Raw genomic sequence first — 18331 nt, 5'->3', positions numbered from 1 at the left:
GAGCGCTTGGGGCTGAGTTGTCCGAGAGGCTGCGGCAGGGTCGGCATTCAATAGTTGGTGCTTCCATGCAGGGCCCTGCCAAAATGGCCCCATGAGCCAACTCCAGAACATCGAAGCCATCGAAAAGCGCCTGTGGGGCGCCGCCGACCTCTTGCGCGCCAACTCCGGCCTGGCCAGCAACGAATACTTCATGCCGGTCATGGGCCTGATCTTCCTGCGCCATGCCTACAGCCGCTACCTGGCGGTCAAGCCGGCGATCGAGGCGGGTCTCCCCAGCCGTGGTGGCAAGACCCGAGCCTTGACCAAGGAAGACTTCGGCCAGCAGGGCGCCATCTACCTGCGGCCGGAGGCGCAGTTCGACCACCTGGTGAGCCTACCGGACTCGGCCGACCGCGCCGCCGCCATCATCGCGGCCATGAACGGCATCGAAGCCGACTACGACGCCCTGCGCGGCGTGCTGCCCAAGGCCGAGTACCACAAGATCGCCAATCAGGACTTGGGCGAGCTACTGCGCAAGCTCAACCCCGAGGAACTGAAGACCGCCCACGGCGACATCTTCGGTCGCATCTACGAATACTTCCTCACCCAGTTCGCCGACCAGGGCGCGCACGACGGCGGCGAGTTCTTCACCCCCATCTCCATCGTGCAGATGATCGCCAACCTGATCGAGCCGGCGCGCGGCACCGTGCTGGACCCGGCCTGCGGTTCCGGCGGCATGTTCGTGCAGAGCGCCAACCTGGTGGAGCGCAACCACGGCGACCCCACCAAGGCGCTGACCTTCTACGGCATGGAGAAGAACGCCACCACCATCAAGTTGGCGCAAATGAACCTGGCGGTGCACGGCCTGCAGGGCAACATCGCCGAGGCGATCAGCTATTACGCCGACCCGCACGAACTGCTGGGCAAGGCCGACTACGTGATGGCCAACCCGCCGTTCAATGTGGACGAGGTGGACGCCGAAAAGGTCCGCAAGGACCCGCGCCTGCCGTTCGGCCTGCCCGGCGTCAACAACAAGGGCAAGGTCAGCAACGGCAACTACCTGTGGATCTCCTACTTCTACAGCTACCTGTCGGTGCGGGGCCGCGCCGGTTTCGTGATGTCCTCGCAGGCGTCCAGCGCCGGCAGGGACGAGGCCGCCGTGCGCCGCAGGCTGGTGGAAACAGGGCATGTGGACGTGATGGTCGCCATCCGCGGTAATTTCTTCTACACCCGCACCGTGCCTTGCGAGCTGTGGTTCTTCGACAAGGCCAAGCCCGAGCAGCACCGCGACCGCGTGCTGATGCTGGATGCGCGCAACGTGTACCGCAAGGTGACGCGCAAGATCTACGACTTCAGCCCTGAGCAACTGGCCAACCTGACCAGCATTGTCTGGCTGTATCGCGGCCAGTCCGACCGCTTTCTCTCGCTGTTGCGGGAGCACTTGGGCCAAGCCATTGTCAACGCGCAGGCCAGTCTTGATCCGCTGCTCGACTACCTGGAGCGGGGGCGCGCGCTGGCCGAGGCTGTGGGCCGGCTTGCCGATGAGAACGGTGAACCGGAAGCGCAGGCCGCGCAACGTGCGATGGACGAGGCGCTGGCGACCCTTGTCGCGGACGTAGCCGCGTATGCCAAGGTCGTGCAACAGCAGGCCGCGAGACCAATCGCCGAGAACGCCAGCAACGCCACCCTGCACAAGGCCAGCGAACGCCTGGCGCCGCTGGCCGAAACCAGCCGCGACCTGGTCAAGGCCGCAGACCACCTGCACAAGCTGGCCGGCCACGCGCTGGAAGCGCTGAGCAGCGAAGGCAAGGGTCGTGAACTGAGCCGCCTGCGCAAGACCGCGGACGAAGCCCGCAAGGCCGCAGTCGACGCGTTGAAGCCGGTGCGCTACTTCCATCGCCAGGCGCTCTGGTTGCAGGAGCGCTTCCCCGATGCCGAGCTGCGCGATGTGCCGGGGCTGGTGAAGCTGGTCAGTTGGGCCGAGATCGAGGCCAACGACTGGTCGCTGACGCCGGGCCGCTATGTGGGCGTGGCACCGGAGGAGGTGGACGAGGATTTCGACTTCGAGGCCGCGCTGCGCGATATCCATATCGAGCTGAAGGGCTTGAACGAGGAAGCGGTGGCGCTGGCGACGAAGATCGCGCGCAACTTTGAGGAGTTGGGTGCGTGAGTTGGACCCGTAAGCCGCTCGCGCAAGTGGCAGAGTTGTGTCTTGGCAAGATGCTTGATGCGAAGAAGAACAGAGGGGAGCCCATGCCCTATCTGGCGAACGTGAATGTTCGCTGGGGTGCGTTCGAGCTGGATGATCTTCGGGAAATGCGATTCGAGCCCCATGAGCTGGATCGCTATGGCTTGAGATACGGAGACATCGTCATGTGCGAGGGTGGCGAGCCTGGCCGCTGCGCGATCTGGAAGGACGAAGTGCCGGGAATGATGATCCAAAAAGCCATTCACCGGATTCGTCCGAATGAAGAGCTGGATTACCGGTTCCTGTACTACTTGTTCCTGCATAAGGGACGGAATGATGGTTTCAGCGGGCTGTTCACTGGCGCGACCATTAAGCACCTTCCCGGTCAGAACCTCGCCAAGGTTGAGGTCGCGTATCCAGCGAAGCCGGAGCAGAAACGCATCGCCGATCTACTTTCTGCCTATGACGACCTGATCGAGAACAACCACCGCCGCATCAAGTTGCTGGAAGAATCCGCCCGCCTGCTGTACCGCGAATGGTTCGTGCACCTGCGCTACCCCGGCCACGAGCACGTCAAGATCGTGGAGGGCGTACCGGAGGGGTGGAATCGTCTGACGCTACGTGATTCCTGCGAGTACGTTGAAGATGGCGATTGGATTGAGTCAAAGGATCAGGGCGGCGACGACTACCGGCTCCTGCAGGTATCAAATATCGGCGTTGATTCGTTCGTCGAGACTGGAAACTTCAGATACGTTACTGGCGAGACTTTTCGAAGGCTCAACTGTCGAGAAGTCTGCCCGGGGGATATTTTAGTTTCGAGAATGCCGGACCCGATTGGTCGCGCATGGTTGGCAACGGAGATGCCATGGCGAATGATTACGGCTGTTGACGTGGCAATAGTCAGACCCGATCGTTCGCGCGTTACGCCCTATTTCTTGCTTCAGCACCTGAACTCTAGGGCAAGTCTCGAACTAGCCACGCAGCACGCAACAGGGACTACACGTTTACGCATTTCGAGAAGGAGTCTCTGCGCATTGCCTGTAGTTGTTCCGCCAATCACGTTGCAGAGCGAGTTCGACGAGGCAATTGCCGGCAACTATGAGCTTCGGTCGAACCTGCAGAAACAGGTAGGCAAGCTCATCCAAGCCCGCGACCTCCTACTCCCCCGCCTGATGAGCGGCGAAGTGGTGGTTTGATAGGCTGCGTCAGGGGGGATCTTTCGCATGGCCTTGAACGAAGACACGCTGGTCCAACAAACCACCGCGGACTATCTGCGCGACGTGCTGGGCTGGCGGTCCGAATACGCCTACAACACCGAAGTGCTGGGGCCGGAGGGCAGCTTCGGCCGCGCTAGCGAAAAGGATGTGGTGCTGACCCGAATCCTGGGCGAGAAGCTCATGGCCTTGAATCCGGGTCTGCCGCTGGTGGCCTACCAGGATGCGTTGCGCCAGATCGTGGAGATTGGCGCCGGACAGAGTGGCATGACGGCCAATCGGGACAAGTACCGCCTGCTGCGCGACGGCGTGAAGGTCGAGTTCCGCAAGGACGACGGCCGCCTGGATGCGAGCACCTTGCGGGTGTTCGATTTCGACACCCCAGACAACAACGATTTTCTGGCCGTGCGCGAACTGTGGGTCAAGGGCGACCTGTATCGCCGCCGCCCGGACATCATCGGCTTCGTGAACGGCATCCCGTTGCTGTTCATCGAATGCAAGAACATCCACCGCAACCTACGCAAGGCCTACGACCAGAACCTGAAGGACTATCTGGATACGGTGCCGCAGTTGTTCCACCACAACGCCTTCCTGCTGCTGGCCAACGGTAGCGAGGCCAAGGTCGGCGCGCTGAGCGGCAAGTACGAGCACTTCCACAACTGGAAGCGGCTGGAAGAAGCCGAGCCCGGCGTGGTGGACATGGAGACTCTGCTCAAGGGCGTGTGCGACAAGCGCAACTTCCTGGACCTGTTCGAGAACTTCATCCTGTTCGACGACGCGGGCGATCGGACCATCAAGATCGTGGCCCGCAACCACCAGTTCCTGGGCGTGAATCGGGCCATCCGTGCGGTGGGCAACCGGCAGCAGAACCTGGGCAAGCTGGGTGTGTTCTGGCACACGCAGGGCAGCGGCAAGAGCTATTCCATGCTGTTCTTCACCCGCAAGGTGCACCGGCGCATCGGCGGCAATTACACCTTCCTCATCGTCACCGACCGCGACGACCTGGACGGCCAGATCTACGGCACCTACGTGGGCTGCGGCGTAGTGGGCGAGAAGGAGGACTGCCGCGCCGTCAGCGGCGCCGGCCTCAAGGATCTACTGGGCCAGCACAAGGGCTATGTGTTCAGCCTGGTGCAGAAGTTCAACGAGCAAGTCAGTCCGGACGACCCGTATTCCAAGCGCGATGACCTCATTGTCATCAGCGACGAGGCGCATCGCACCCAGTACGGCACGCTGGCGTTAAACATGCGCAACGCGCTGCCCAATGCCGGTTACATCGGTTTCACCGGTACGCCGCTGATGGGTGACGACGAGGTCACTCGCCGCGTGTTCGGCGACTACGTTTCCACCTACGACTTCCAGCGCGCCGTGGACGACGGCGCCACCGTGCCGCTGTACTACGACGCGCGCGGTGAGAAACTCAAGGTCGCTACCGACGACCTGAACCAGCGCATCGCCGACAAGCTGGCGGAGTTCGAGGACGAACTGGCCGGCGACCCGGACGCGCAGCGCCGGCTGGAACAGGCCATGGGTCGCGACTACCACGTCATCACCGCAGGCGAACGCCTGGACCGGATCGCCCGGGATTTCGTCAAGCACTACGCCGAAGGCTGGGAAAGCGGCAAGGCGATGTTCGTCTGCATCGACAAGCCCACTTGCGTGCGCATGCATGGGCTGATCGAGAAGTACTGGACCGAGCACATCCATGCGCTGACGCTCGAACGCAACCGGGACACCGACGAGCAGTCACTGGCCCAGCGCACGCGCCAGCTCCAGTGGATGGGTGACACTCGGTTTGCGGTGGTGGTGAGCGAAGAACAGGGCGAGGTCGAGCGCTTCCGCAAGCTGGGCCTGGACATTACGCCGCACCGCAGGCTGATCAAGGACGGCTGGGTGGTACCAGGCGAACCAAAACCCTTGAGCATGGAGGACGCCTACAAGAAGGCGGACCACCCGTTCCGCGTCGCCATAGTTTGCGCCATGTGGCTGACCGGCTTCGACGTGCCGACGCTGGGCACGCTGTACCTGGACAAGCCGCTGAAGGCCCACACCCTGATGCAGGCTATTGCCCGCGCCAACCGCGTGGCCGAGGGCAAGACCAACGGCCTGGTCGTGGACTACTGCGGCATCCTGAAGAACCTGCGTCGCGCGTTGGCCACGTTTGCCGGGACCAAGGGCGATGGCAACACCGGTGGCGAGGGCACGGATCCGGCCCAGCCGGAAGAGCGTCTGCTGGAACTGCTGGATGGCGCGCTTGCGGAGACGTCCATCTGGCTGGACAAGCGCGGCGTGCCGCTTTCCAAGATTCTGGAAACCAGCGGATTCCAGCGCAATCGAGCGATCCTGGACACCAAGGAGTCGATCAACGAGAGCGACGAAACCCGCAAGCGCTTCGAACTGATGGCGCGCGCGGTCCAGACGCGCTTCAAGGCCTCCGTCCATGTTGCAGGCGTGAATGAGCGGCGTGCACGGGTGGACGCGGTGATGATCGTCTACAAGAGTTTGCGCGACGACATCGTGCACGCCGACATCAGCCACATCCTGCAAGCACTGCGCGACGAGGTGGATCAGGCGATCGTGACGGCAGAGGCAGGGAATACGGGAACGGAAGACTCCGGTGTGAAGGACGTCGCCGATCGCCTGTTCGACATCAGCAAGATCGACTTCGACAAGCTGCTCAAGGAATTCCAGCGCAGCAAGCGCAAGCAGACTACGGTCCAGAGCCTGAAAGCCGCCATCGAGTCGAGGCTAGCAAGGTTGCTAGCCCAGAATCCGCTACGCAAGGACCTGCAGGAGCGCTACGAGGCGATCGTGGCTGAGTACAACCGGGAGAAGGATCGCGCCACGATCGAAGCGACTTTCCAGCACCTCACCCTGCTGGTCCAGGCCATGAGCGAGGAAGAGCAGCGCGCCGTTGAACTCGGCCTGGACGAGGAGACACTGGCGCTGTTCGATCTCCTGCGCAAGCCGGATTTGGACAAGGCCGGTATCGAGAAGCTCAAGAAGGTCTCCCAGGGCTTACTGGCAACGCTTAAGGCGCGACTCGCCGAGATTGCAGATTGGCAGGCAACCGAAGGCAACCGGGATGCCGTACGCGTCACCATCCACGACTTCTTGTACGCAGACGCCACCGGCTTGCCGGTGGATAGTTACGACGAGCAGGACGTGGAAGCGAAGACCGACGCGGTGTACCAGCACGTCTGGCGGGCATACCAAGTCCTGCCGTCACCTGTTTTCAGTAATTGAAGCATCGGGCAGCAGTAGGGATGCCGATCGACCACAAACGGACATAGGACTCGCTGTTGATGGCTTCGTCGACTCCAACTATTGCAGAACTCTACCTCGCATTCCGCCAGGCAAAGGCAGCGCTATATTTCGAGAAGCGTGGCGTCGGCCTTATCGAACTTGCGGCATACGAGCAAAACCTCCCTGAGAATCTGAAGGCACTTCAGGCCAAGCTCGCGAAAGGAAGATGGTTCGACAGGCTTCAGATCGGGGAGGTATGGATTGTACCTAAGCGTTTCCACGCCAATCAGGATGAAGGTGATGGCGTCATCTGGATCGGGTCGACACGGCAAAAATCTGCCTCACGACCCATTGACGTCCAGCTTCGCATAACCCCTCATCCCGATTTTGCAATTGCAGAAGTGCTCTACTTGTGGCGCTTTGGCGGGCTTCTTGATTCTCTTCTCTCAGATGATGTCCTGGGTTACCGGCTTGACCTTCGCGAGCGACAGGTGCTCCCGCATCGACGGTGGCTGTTCGAGTATTGGCCAAAGCGCTACCAGCAGTTTCGTGCCGCACCCCTTAATGCGGCAAGGAGCAATCTAGAGCTTGGCGAGCAGACACTTATCGTCAGTGGAGACCTCGCAAACTTCTATGACACCATTGATCCTTCATTCATGCTCAGCAGCGCGCTCGTATCTGAGCTGCAGGCCGCTGGGGCCACACAAGCCGTTGTTGACGAGTACAGGAGTGCGACGGCCTCGTTGCTTCGCGCATACGCGCGGTTCTATGAACTAGCGACGAGCCGCGCCGCGACGCCCATTAGCGTCGGGGTTCCGATCGGAGCACTGACAAGCCGAATAGTCGCGAACCTTTCCTTGGCCCCGCTAGATCGGCACGTCGCGTCGCGCCCGGGGGTAGTTTGCTACCGAAGATACGTCGACGATTTGGTGATAGTTGCGCGCGCGGACGACGAGCGCGGTCTAGTTGAAACGATGCGGCGATTCCTGCCATTGCACGACGACGGTGACGAGGTGCTTCGCCTGGACGTCGATGCGCTTAATCGCGTTGGCTCCGAGTTCCAGCTGCAGAAGACTAAGGTACGTGTTCATCATTTGGCTGGTGTGCCCGGCGCCGATTTTGTCGAGGCAGTCGCATCGGACTTTGCGAAGGCGTTGAGTGAACGGCGAGCCTTTGTTGATTCTTCGACTCTCGTTGGTGACGGCGTTAGGCATCTAATTCGGGCCGGTAATGCGGAAGGTTCGCCCCTTCGAGTTTTGCGGGAGGCTGACCGTGCTCGCCTTGAACGCTTCGCACTGTCGACGAGCTTGCGCTCTCTTGAGCGAGTGTCAAGCTTGATTGATCACAAGGAGGCACGTGAGCTGGTTAGGGGATGTCTAGAGCGAGTTGGTCGCGTTCTGGACGCCGAGGGTAACTGGGTAGACGATCTCGAAGTTTCCCTGCGCCTCCTCAAGTTGGCGATCTGCACTGGCGACTGGAAGTCGGCAACTGAACTTCGCAAGCGAATGGATCGCGTATGGGGCAGTGTCGAAGTACTGCGCTCGACGACGGCTAGGCTCTACTACCGAGGGCGCGAGATCAACCCCAGTAGAGCTGGCCCGTGGACGTGGCTACGCAACTATCTGCACGAGCGTCGTCTTGAGGCCATCTGCTCATGTCTTCCGATCGGTATGGACGCCAAGCAGATCGCAACTCGGTTTCCGGGCGGACTACGGGTTAGGACAAAGGAAGTCAAAGCCACTGTGCTCCGTCGTCGCGCTGAGCAGCTCGCTTCTGCTGACCTTCGTTCTCGTGACCACGAAGACGATGCTCTCCCCAGCCGCCGGATCGTGGACGTAGACCGTGCTTGGCTGCGCTCTTCTTTAGTGCGAGACCAGGAGCTGTCGTTACGCTTGGCGACGATCGATGAGTTTATCCAGCGATGCGAAGACCTCGGGGATCGTCCGTGGGTGATGCCTGCCGCGCGCCTTTTTCTATGCACGCGTCCACCGTCGTACTTCGACATCGCGCGACGTTGGCTATACCGCGTTGAAGAGCAAGGGTTTGATAGTTCGGTGTTCGACAGCTTGATTAAAGTTGTCAACGCCATTCGTGGCACCGAGTACAACGACGCTGTTGGCAATGTCATTGATCGAAGCACGATATCGATCCAGCGTTTCTCGGCCGAGAAACCTGCTGCCGTCGGTTCGCCCGCGCCTGAGCCTCGCATTATCCTAGGGAACCTGGTCGTTGATGACGACGCGTGGAAAGCAGCCGCAACACGTGTTCCAGGGAGTCCATTCGGAGCCCCGCTGCTGACTAAAAACAGGTTGCAGGGTCTGGCAGATGTTCTCGATAAGGCGGCCCGTGCTTCGCGAGGCAGAGCGTCCGAGGTGCTCGTACTTCCCGAACTATCACTGCCTCGAAAGTGGTTCAGGACCGTTGCAAATCACGTCGTAAAGGCCGGTCAATATGGCCTGGTAGCCGGGCTCGAGTACATCCATCACGACAAGCACCCATACGTTGCGAACCAAGTTTTCGCAGTCCTGCCCGGACCCTTCATGTCGGTTGCTGCCTGGCCGTGGACGAAGCGCTTGCCTGCAAGAGAGGAGGCGAGCCTTCTATCGAAGCTGCGAAGTCCCGTTTCGTTCAGGCCCCCAATAGCAAGCCCAATCCCTCGGACGGTCATACACTCTGAGTGGGGCTCGTTCTCAGTGCTCATCTGCAGCGAGCTGATTGAAGCAAGGCGCGTTGCCGACCTCCTCGGACGTGTTCAGGTTGTACTTTGTCCCGCTTGGAATCCCGATACGGCATCGTACGATCATCTCATTCAGTCCGTGGGCTTCCAGCTCCACTCCGTAATCGCAATCGCGAACAATGGCCACTATTCGGACTGCCGTGCATGGGCCCCAAGAGCTGAGCGCTGGGAGCGTGACCTTTGTCGCCTCATAGAGCGCGATGTCAATGATGTCGTCTACGTTGATGTCCCGTTGGCGAGCCTGGCTGCATTCCATGGCGGCGACAAACAGGCAAAGGACAAGTACGAACGTCTTCGAGCCGCCCTGAATCGGCGAGACATTGTAGGAGCGCGTGCAGCGCTGGAGACGCTCACAGAGGATCTGCCGGGTGCGTGGCGGCCGCTTCCGCCTGATTGGAACTAGGCCTCGTGCCGGCTGCCCTTAGTAGGTACGGCCGTCGCGACTCCGCCACCGTTTGTCGTGTTGGGACTTCGGTGCGTGCGTTGAACTGGCGGGCTACGCCCCCAACGCAGTGCGACACCGATGGAGCAGGCACGGGCTAGGCGGCAGCTCGCGACTCGGAGCGGACATTCCGGAGCTGCCCTCGAGTATTGGAGTCACGTATCCACGCGGCCGGTAGAATCGCCGAATGTCCACGCCGCGCAAACCTCCACAACCCCAGATTCCACCCTCCTTCGTTTGGCATCCACGCAGTGGACTCCATGCCGGCTGTATCCAGCGCATGCGTGACCACTTCTGCCGTCCTGCAGAACCGATGGGCGAAGCGTGGTTCATGGGCGAGGAGCGGCGCATGTTCGATTTGCTGCTCGGCAACCTCGAGGAGCTTTCACTCGAAGAACTGCGCGGACCGCTCGAAGAGATTGCGTCTGGAAATTCCAGTTTCGGCCCCATGGACGAATGGACCGTCTGGTATCGCTACTTGCTGGCGCAGCTCGTCCCACGCCACGCAGAGCGGTCGTTCGACAGCCTGTACCAGCACCTCGTCGCTGCGTTCATCGCCGTGCATCCGCGTCGCATCGACGAGCCATACCCAGGTTTCGCCGATGACGCTAGGCAGACGCTGGGTCGCTGTCTGATGGATCCGTCTCGCTGGACGGGAGATCGGCTGGCGGTCCCGGCGCCCGAGGACCCGTTCGCCGGCGGGAGGCGCGCTGCGTTCGAGTGGAGCGTGGCATGCGGGGACTTCTCGGCGGGCATGTTCTTCTGCGCGAAGTACCTCATCGACGACGAGCTCGATGCTTGGCTCGACTCGGTATTCGCAATCCGTTGCCCGCTCTGGACCACTCAGCTCTACACCTGGCTGTTGGCGGTCCATCCTTTGCTTGTGGAGCGCGTCCTGGAGCTGGCCGACCTCGATTCCGACCCGTCGACAAACGTTGTGTGGCATGGGGCGCACGTGTTGAAGGGCGACTTTTCCGGCGTCTACGAACCAACGCCGTCGCCGCTGCCCTTGTTGTCCCCGGATCGTTGTAAGGCGGTACTGGCTGGTGCGCGCAGGCACGTGTCGGAAGCGAGCTATTTCGCCTGGCTCGACGCAATCAGGCCATATGCTTATCTGGAGACGATGCTTGGTGGCACGCCGAGCCGCTTCGCCGATGCATTCAAGATCGTCTAGCAGGTCCGCTTCTGGCCGTATGCGATTGCTCGCCCCGAACGGCAGGAGCTAATGCATTGATTTAGAACAATTATGTTTCCGAGCATAAATTATGCTCGACAAAATAATTCGCCATAATTGGGCGGCTGACCAAGGCGCGGCGGTCCCAAGCAGTGGCCCTCTGGGCGGAGTCTTGAGCGTGAAACAACCGGATTTCGATTTGCTGGCGCGTTTGTCAGAACTGTCGGATGAAGAGAAGCATCAGCGGATACTTGCTGGCCTTGCCGATGTGGATGCGGGTCGAGCGGCGACTGGACTTCTACATTGGGCGGCGAGCCTCAAGTCCGGTGCGACCCAGAACAGAGAGTCTGTTCAATGTTGCTATTCGGCTTTTCGGATGACCCAATCTGTAAGTCCTGCATCGAGTGTCATGCGGGCAAGCTTCGCCGCTTCTATCACGGTAATAGCCTCGTCATCTGTGGTGGCGGTGCCGGTGTGGTAGACGTAGAACATGCGGTTGAAGACCCCATCCTTTCTTTGCTGGGCGTAGGCTTCAAACTCGGCTTGACTCGTCCTCGATTTCACCTGCACGAAAGCGCGCTCCCCCGTGGAGGGTAGTTCGAGATCAAGATCTAGGAGCTTCCGAGTGCCGCCGGTTGAATCAATTCGACGCCAGCCGCTCGCTCCGAAGATGAGTTCGACCAAGACCTCAAAGTCTCGCGGACCGAGGCGACGTATCAGCGGTACCAACGAGTCGATCAACTCTGAACGCACCGCTTCGGCGCGTTTAACTTCTTCGCTAAGCTCCGCATTGATGCGGCGTACGACATGGGCGGCAGCCTTCACCGAGCACGACGTGCCCCGGTAGGCAGCAAGGCTTGTAATGCTTCCTGGCAGGTTCGACTTGAGAAGCGGCTTGCCGTCGCGATCGACACAGCGCCAACCACCTCTCACCTTTCGAACCGAGCTTAGATCTGGTTGTATGGGTTTTGGCACTCCCGGTTCAAGGAAGCCCCAATAGAAGCGCTCACCAACGAATGTGATCCATAGATCTTCGGGGCCGGCCTCGAAATAGGATCGGGTCTCATTGGTGAAGCGGGTAGCCGTTCCCTGAGACTTCACCGCCCGCCAGGATGCGGCCAGCTCGCTCCAACGTCCTTCCGCGGCCCATTGCAGTGTCTCGGGGTTCCCACTATCGGTGCCGAACTGGAGCAGCCCCTGCTCGATGCACTCCTTCTCCCAAGCCCCACCTTCTCCCAGCTTGATGTAGCGAACACTCTTCGGGGCGATTTTCGGCCAGTCTTCCATGGGGTTTGCTCGCTAGTGTGATGGCTATGTCTGCCAGAGAATAGGATGGGTCGATAACCGGCTGGGGAGCAACGGCAAGGATGAAGACGAAGATAATTACCGAGGCGGATGCACTTTTTGAAGCGCTCGAAGAGCTATCTAACTGGGCAGACCAGATCGATATGAGCTTCGCTTGGGTGAGCTCGGGGCAAGGTCAGGGGAGGCACTGGAAGGCGATGCGCCTGGACAAGGTTGGCCGTGCGGTTATTGGAACCGCATTCGCTCAGACGGAGCCCCGAGCTCTGGAAGTATTGGATGAGAAGCCGGGCCGCCTGCGCCTTATGATCAACTCCGAGGGTACCTTTCATCCCAAGGTGGTAGTTGGACGTAAGGGCGATCGTGCGAGGGCGATTGTTGGTTCGGCGAACTTTACAACGGCCGCCTACACGGCCAACACCGAGCTCTCCGTATTCCTCGATGGTCTTGCAAAGGACAACGAGCTTCGTTCGCTCCAAGCGTTCATCGATGAGCAGTGGACCCTGGGCACCCCCTTGTCGACAGACTGGCTGGATGAATACAGGCAGGTGTGGGAGGCGGCGAGGCGGAAGAAAATCGTCGTCCCGGGCGCGAAGCTAGAAATCTCTTCTATTTCAAGCCTGAGCATGTCGTGGGAGGCCTACGTCAGTTTGATCAATGCTCAGCAGAACAGGCCGCTTGCCGATGGCAACAAGGTTCGGGTGTTCGGCAGTCACCCCTCTTACTTTCATGAAATCGATGAGGCCGCGAAGATCTTTCGACAAGAACCTACCTTTGCGGATATCTCCAAGGCCGATCGTCAGTTCCTGATGGGAATGGGAAGGTCTAGCGGTTTCATCGGAACGATGCGTGCAGCGGGCTACGCGAAAGAAATTGTGAATGAGTCTCCCGCAAAAGTTGGTGCAGCCTTAGACCTCGTTCCGTTAGGGGGCCCCGTAGCCAGAGGTTTGGTTGAAGAGGTTCTCAACAAGCTGACTCAGCTGAAAGGCGTCAAGGTCGGCGTTGCGAGCCGCCTTCTGGCCGTCAAACGGCCCGACGTATTCGTATCCGTGAACAATGGAAGCAAGCCCCAGCTAGCTCGACTGATTGGTGGCAAGCGGATTGACACCGTTAAACAGTATCTGGCTCTTCTGGATCACATCTGGTCGACCGAGTGGTATGCCGCTAGCGAGCCCGAGGAAGAGCATGGCGCGTCCATCTGGCACCGTCGGGCTGCCCTGCTTGATTCGGCTCTCTACGAACAGGTTTGAACGGAAGAGGGCGAGCGTCTTCTCGCAGCTTTGCTTTTGTCCGCTTCTGGCCGGAAGCGGACATTGCGGCGTAGTCCACTAAGCCAGTCATCCGGGTGGGGATGACGGAGCCACCGCGCCCGCGCTACTGTCTCCCTTGGGTGCAGGCTGGGAATCGCCATGGGAAAGCAGTCCGACGCGAAACGGAAAGCGAAGTTGAAGGATCGTCGCAATAAGGTTGAAGCGGCCCTGGTCAGAGCAGTGGCTACCCAGAGCAAGGTTGCCGAGTGGTCGGCCGCCCACGATACCGAGCCCAATATCATCGCGGAGCTCGTCGACGAACATGGGGCTGTTCTCGCGTACGTCGAAGGCAACGCCGACGAAAGCTGGACTGTGGTGGTCGACGCCGAGCCAGTCGCCGGCGCGAGTGATGAGTTCGTCGCACTCAGCTTTTTCCTTGGTGCCGCGGTGGATGATCAGGCGGCTGGCAACACGTCCTTTATTCAGTTCACGCCTTGGCTTCTTGAGGAGATCGAGAAGCGCTGCGAAGCAGAGAGAATGGAGTGGCAGGACTTTCTACGCTCCCTGTTGCCGCTTGACAAGCAAAGTTTAGCGCTACCTCAGCAGCGAGTTTTCTAGCTCAGACGTCACCTTTGTGCTTCGCGGCCATTGCGAACTACCGTCTTGATGGTGTGTTCGCCTGCTACCCGAGGCTGGGCGTCCACTGCCGACCCAAAGCCGCCATATGGTCTGCGAACTACGAGATGTGGCTACTGCCGCCCTTTGTGCGAAGCGCTCGTCCTTCAGTACTCTCGTGTGACGCGGTCTAAGATGCCGCACGCTCGTTCGACGCTGCCAGTCGGTTAGTAGCAACTAAGGAGAGACGATGTACGTATCGGAGATCCATATTCGTGGTTTTCGCTGCTTCAGTGCGGACAGTCCTCTAACGCTCAAGCTTCGCTCGGGCCTAAATATTCTCGCGGGCCCGAACGATGCAGGAAAAACCGCGATCATTGACGCGCCCCGTCATGTGCTTTGGACGCGTGGCGATGATTTTGTGCGCCTCGATCCCGGCGACTTCCACGTGAGCGCCGGCGGCGAGCGAGCCACGGAAATGCTAATCAGGTGCAGCTTCGAGGGCCTGGAACCTGATGAAGAAGCCCGCTTCCTTGAGTGGTGCACCAACGAAAATGGCGTCCTTCGACTTTATGTTTGCTTACGTGCCTCCCTGCGTAAACAATCCGGCGGCGGTTTCGCCGTTGCGACTCAGTACCGCGCCGGCCGCGACGCCGACGGGTTGCCCCTCGAAGGTGAACTGCGCGAATACCTGAAGGCGACCTACCTCAAGCCGCTGCGTGACGCGGAGCGAGAACTGCGCTCCGGCCGGCGTTCTCGCTTGTCACGCATCCTTGGCGCCCTGCCAGTGATGGCCTCACAGTCGAAGGCGTCCGCAACTGGGGAAACTGCCACCTTAGTCGACGTGATGAAGCGCACCGACGACGACATCGACGATAACAACGGCGTCACCAAGGTGGAGGAGGCTGTCAACAGCACTTTCTTGGATAAGCTCTCGTTCGCGAACGACCAACTGACCGCCACCTTGGGCCTTGGGGCCAAGGGATCGTTCGAGCAGCTTCTTGAACGCATGGAGCTTTATCTGGATCCGCCCGCTGGTCACACCGAGCGAGTTGCTCGCGGCCTGGGCTACAACAACCTGCTGTTCATGGCTGCGGAGCTATTGCTACTTGAATCGCATCCCGAGCAAGTGCCATTTCTTCTGATCGAAGAGCCGGAGGCGCATCTCCATCCGCAGCATCAGACCCTGTTTATGCAGTTGCTGGAGGAGCACACCGTTCCGCCCAAAACTGGCGAGGATCGCAAGCAGGTGCAGATCCTGTTGACGACCCATAGTCCGCAGCTGGCCGCCGGAGCGCACCTCGAAAACGTGACCCTGGTAGTGAACCAAAGCACCTTCTCCTTGGACAAGGGGCAAACCAAGCTGGAAGACGACGACTACACGTTTCTTCGCCGTTTCCTCGACGCCACCAAAGCCAATCTATTTTTTGCCCGTGGCCTGCTGATCATCGAGGGCGACGCGGAGAATCTGCTGCTGCCAACAGTTGCTCGAAAGCTAGGTCGTCCGCTGGGCAAGCATGGCGTCTCGATTGTCAATGTCGGGCATCGGGGGCTATTTCGCTACAGTCGCATCTTGCAGCGGCTGGACGACAGAATTCTGCCAATTCCCATCGCCCTAATCCCGGATCGGGACATCCCGCCAGACGCGGCGAAGGGCATGATCCGCACGGGTCGGCGCACTGAGAGCGACTACTCCGCTGCTGAGCTTGCCGACCATATGGCCACATTGAGGGCGGACGAAGGTGGCTGCGTAAAAGCCTTTCCGTCGGAGCAATGGACACTGGAATATGACCTGGCACGCACAGCGGAGTTGGCGGTGATGGTCCACCAAGCGGTGATGCTGGCGAAGCGACCGGCCGGCAAGACCTCGGAGCAGATCAAAGACGATGCGGCCAAGCAAATTGCGACTTGGCGTGGAGAGGCCGGCAGCACGGATGAGGCCATTGCCGCGCGCATTTACGAGCCGATGCTTAAGAAGAGCGTGTCCAAGGCTCAGGTTGCCGAGCAGATGGCGAAGTTAATCGACGAGCTGCCGGACGATGCTGTGACATTTCGCAGAAAGCTACCGAACTATCTGGTGAAAGCGGTGGACTACGTCACCTCTGCAACCCCGCATCCGGAGGACTCCGCTGCAGAGGCTGACGAGGCTGCGGAGGCGGAGTCTTGATCCGGATTCCAGAGCTGACGCCGGAGTTGCTCGATGAGTTGGGAAAGTCGTTGGGCGGCTGCACGTTCGATGACGAGAATCAGATTCGCTTCCTGCGTACGGTGGACTCATGCGAGGTCCAAGCGGCGCCCGGCAATGGCAAAACGACGTTGTTGATTGCGAAGTTGGCCCTGTTGTCGCGGACCTGGACATCGCGTGTGCAGGGGGTATGCGTCATCTCGCATACAAACGCGGCGCGCGACGAAGTCGAAAAGGCTCTGCTAGGGCATGCGGCGGCCTCGGTGTTTCTCGGCTACCCACATTTCATCGGGACGGTGACAGCCTTCTTGCACCAATACCTCGCCTTGCCTTACCTGCGGGGTCTGGGCTGGTCGGTAGAGCGTATCGACGATGATGCATTTGCCGCTGCGGCCAAGCGGGCGATGCGCGGTAAGGCCAGCCTCGTCAAGCGGACCAAACAGCGGAAAGGGCTGTTCGCACGCCAAACCGAGACCTGGGCTTCCAATCTGGAGCTGGCCGATGATTTTACGTGTATGGCAGGTCAGCCACCGGACCGTCTGAAGGTGCGTGCGCTGCGAGGCCAGCACGGCCCCAATACTGATTGCGGTTCCGATCTGGAGTCCTTAAAGGCTGAACTAGTCAACCAGGGCATATACCGGTTCGGTGACTTGGTTGCCTTGGCAAAGAAGGCGCTCGACCTGTCTCCTAATCTCGCTGATCGGATCCGTCGGCGTTTTCCGCTGGTTCTGCTCGACGAAGCGCAGGACACAAGCGGCAGTCAGTTGCAAATCCTAAATACGTTGTTCGGGAACGGCGGGGCCGCCTATCAGAGGTTAGGCGATCGGAACCAGACGCTATACGAAAGCTTCGCCGAGGAGGACACCCTCTGGGCGCCGGCGGCTGCGGTCATACCCCTAAACCGAACCCGACGGTTCGGCTCGGAAATCGCCGCGTTTGCCAGCAGTCTTACTACCCGACATCGGCAGCAGATTCAGGGCGAGCCAGGCCTTCCCTGCCGGCGCACCTTGCTGTTGTTTGACCAAGCGTCGATCGATCGCGTGCATCCGGCCTATGTCGAGGAGATTCAAGCGCACTGGCCGAACCCGCCTGGCCCGCCGGCGGCGTTGTGGGCCGTTGCATCGCGTCATAGCAGCTATCGTCCGCGAGGGGCTTGGTTGCCAAAAAGCCTGGTGGACTACTATCCAAGCTATCGGGCCGACAGTTCATCTTCGGAACAAGCTGAAACTCTGTGCAGAATGATGCAGAAGGCTTCGTTGCTGCACGCTGGTGGCGGGCAGCCACGCGCATCGCTGGCCTTCGCCGAGTCTGCACTGGTGCGCTACTTGCGACTGTATGGCTGCACGGCCGAGAACGGAGGGCGTATCCACAATGCAAACCTGTGGCGCATTCCGCGGTTCTCCGAGGATCGGTGTCGCAGCTTGGCTGTGCGACGCCTTTTCCGCGACAGCATCCTGATGGGAACTTCTGCATGGGCGAAGAACGAGTGGGAATCGTTCTGCGATCGCCTGAAAGCTTGCTTGGGTTTGGGCGATGCGTCCGGCGACAAAGATGCCCTCAAGTTGTTCCTAGAGTTTTCGGACCGTGAGGCTATGACGGCGTCGACACCGACGCAGTCGGCCAAGTTTGCGCAGATTGATGGTCTGTCTGTGCACTTGGGCTCCATCCATTCGGTCAAGGGCCGGACTGTTGACGCCGTGCTGTTGGTTGAGTCCGAGATCTGGAAGGGCAACAAAGCAGAAGACAAATGCATGGACCTGGAGACAATCCTTCCCCACGCATTCGGAATCGAAGAATGCGATTTCAGCGGAAACGACGCCCACCTTACTGCTGCTACCAATGCATTCGTCGGAGTGACACGGGCCCGCCAGGTACTAGCTTTAGCGGTGCGAAAATCAGCTGTGTCGGCGCAACTTCTGGCCGCAGCGCGTGACCAGGGCTGGATTGTGCACGATCTCACTTTGGCCCCAGCCAGCTGATCAAGCGGCGTTGACTGGCT

Annotated in this window: 10 protein-coding genes; 9 read left to right on the top strand and 1 reads right to left on the bottom strand. The window is 60.1% G+C overall.

Annotated elements, in window-relative coordinates; translation table 11 throughout:
• The first annotated feature begins 91 nt into the window (after positions 1-91).
• From H8B22_RS05320 to H8B22_RS05300, 5 genes are all read left to right on the top strand, one after another.
• Positions 92-2149 carry a class I SAM-dependent DNA methyltransferase gene (locus tag H8B22_RS05320; protein ID WP_187713064.1) on the top strand — a complete coding sequence of 686 codons (2058 nt, stop codon included), beginning with the start codon at positions 92-94 and terminating at the stop codon, positions 2147-2149.
• Positions 2146-3363, top strand: a complete 1218-nt coding sequence (locus H8B22_RS05315) for a restriction endonuclease subunit S (protein WP_187713063.1) — start codon at positions 2146-2148, stop codon at positions 3361-3363. The genes H8B22_RS05320 and H8B22_RS05315 overlap by 4 nt, the downstream gene beginning before the upstream one ends.
• A 27-nt stretch (positions 3364-3390) precedes the next feature.
• Positions 3391-6627 carry a type I restriction endonuclease subunit R gene (locus H8B22_RS05310; protein ID WP_187713062.1) on the top strand — a complete coding sequence of 1079 codons (3237 nt, stop codon included), beginning with the start codon at positions 3391-3393 and terminating at the stop codon, positions 6625-6627.
• A 59-nt stretch (positions 6628-6686) separates the two neighbouring features.
• Entirely contained in the window at positions 6687-9767 is a 3081-nt protein-coding gene (locus tag H8B22_RS05305; protein ID WP_187713061.1) for an RNA-directed DNA polymerase, read from the top strand.
• A 388-nt stretch (positions 9768-10155) separates the two neighbouring features.
• The gene (locus tag H8B22_RS05300; RefSeq protein ID WP_187713060.1) at positions 10156-10980 is read left to right on the top strand and encodes a hypothetical protein; all 825 of its coding nucleotides are present in this window, start codon (positions 10156-10158) and stop codon (positions 10978-10980) included.
• 360 nt (positions 10981-11340) lie between these two features.
• Here H8B22_RS05300 and H8B22_RS05295 read toward each other — a convergent pair whose 3' ends face one another.
• On the bottom strand, positions 11341-12267 hold the full coding sequence (locus tag H8B22_RS05295; RefSeq protein WP_187713059.1) for a hypothetical protein: 927 nt from the start codon (positions 12265-12267) through the stop codon (positions 11341-11343).
• Between the two features lie 80 nt (positions 12268-12347).
• On the opposite strand from H8B22_RS05295, the gene H8B22_RS05290 reads away from it, so the two are divergent.
• The 4 genes from H8B22_RS05290 (at position 12348) to H8B22_RS05275 (ending at position 18311) form a co-directional block, all read left to right on the top strand.
• The gene (locus H8B22_RS05290) at positions 12348-13532 is read left to right on the top strand and encodes a phospholipase D family protein (protein WP_187713058.1); all 1185 of its coding nucleotides are present in this window, start codon (positions 12348-12350) and stop codon (positions 13530-13532) included.
• 159 nt (positions 13533-13691) lie between these two features.
• Entirely contained in the window at positions 13692-14150 is a 459-nt protein-coding gene (locus tag H8B22_RS05285; protein WP_187713057.1) for a hypothetical protein, read from the top strand.
• Between the two features lie 247 nt (positions 14151-14397).
• Complete coding sequence (locus tag H8B22_RS05280; protein WP_187713056.1) at positions 14398-16314, top strand: ATP-dependent nuclease; 1917 nt, start codon at positions 14398-14400, stop codon at positions 16312-16314.
• Positions 16311-18311 (top strand): UvrD-helicase domain-containing protein, encoded by a 2001-nt coding sequence (locus tag H8B22_RS05275; RefSeq protein WP_187713055.1) that lies wholly within the window; start codon positions 16311-16313, stop codon positions 18309-18311. Before H8B22_RS05280 ends, H8B22_RS05275 begins: the two co-directional genes overlap by 4 nt.
• Positions 18312-18331: the final 20 nt, after the last annotated feature.

This window comes from Lysobacter terrestris, from assembly GCF_014489475.1.
In the GTDB taxonomy this organism is placed as follows: Bacteria; Pseudomonadota; Gammaproteobacteria; order Xanthomonadales; family Xanthomonadaceae; genus Agrilutibacter; species Agrilutibacter terrestris.
The sequence above is the reverse complement of the archived record's forward strand: the minus strand, read 5'-3'. Positions and strand labels throughout refer to the sequence as shown.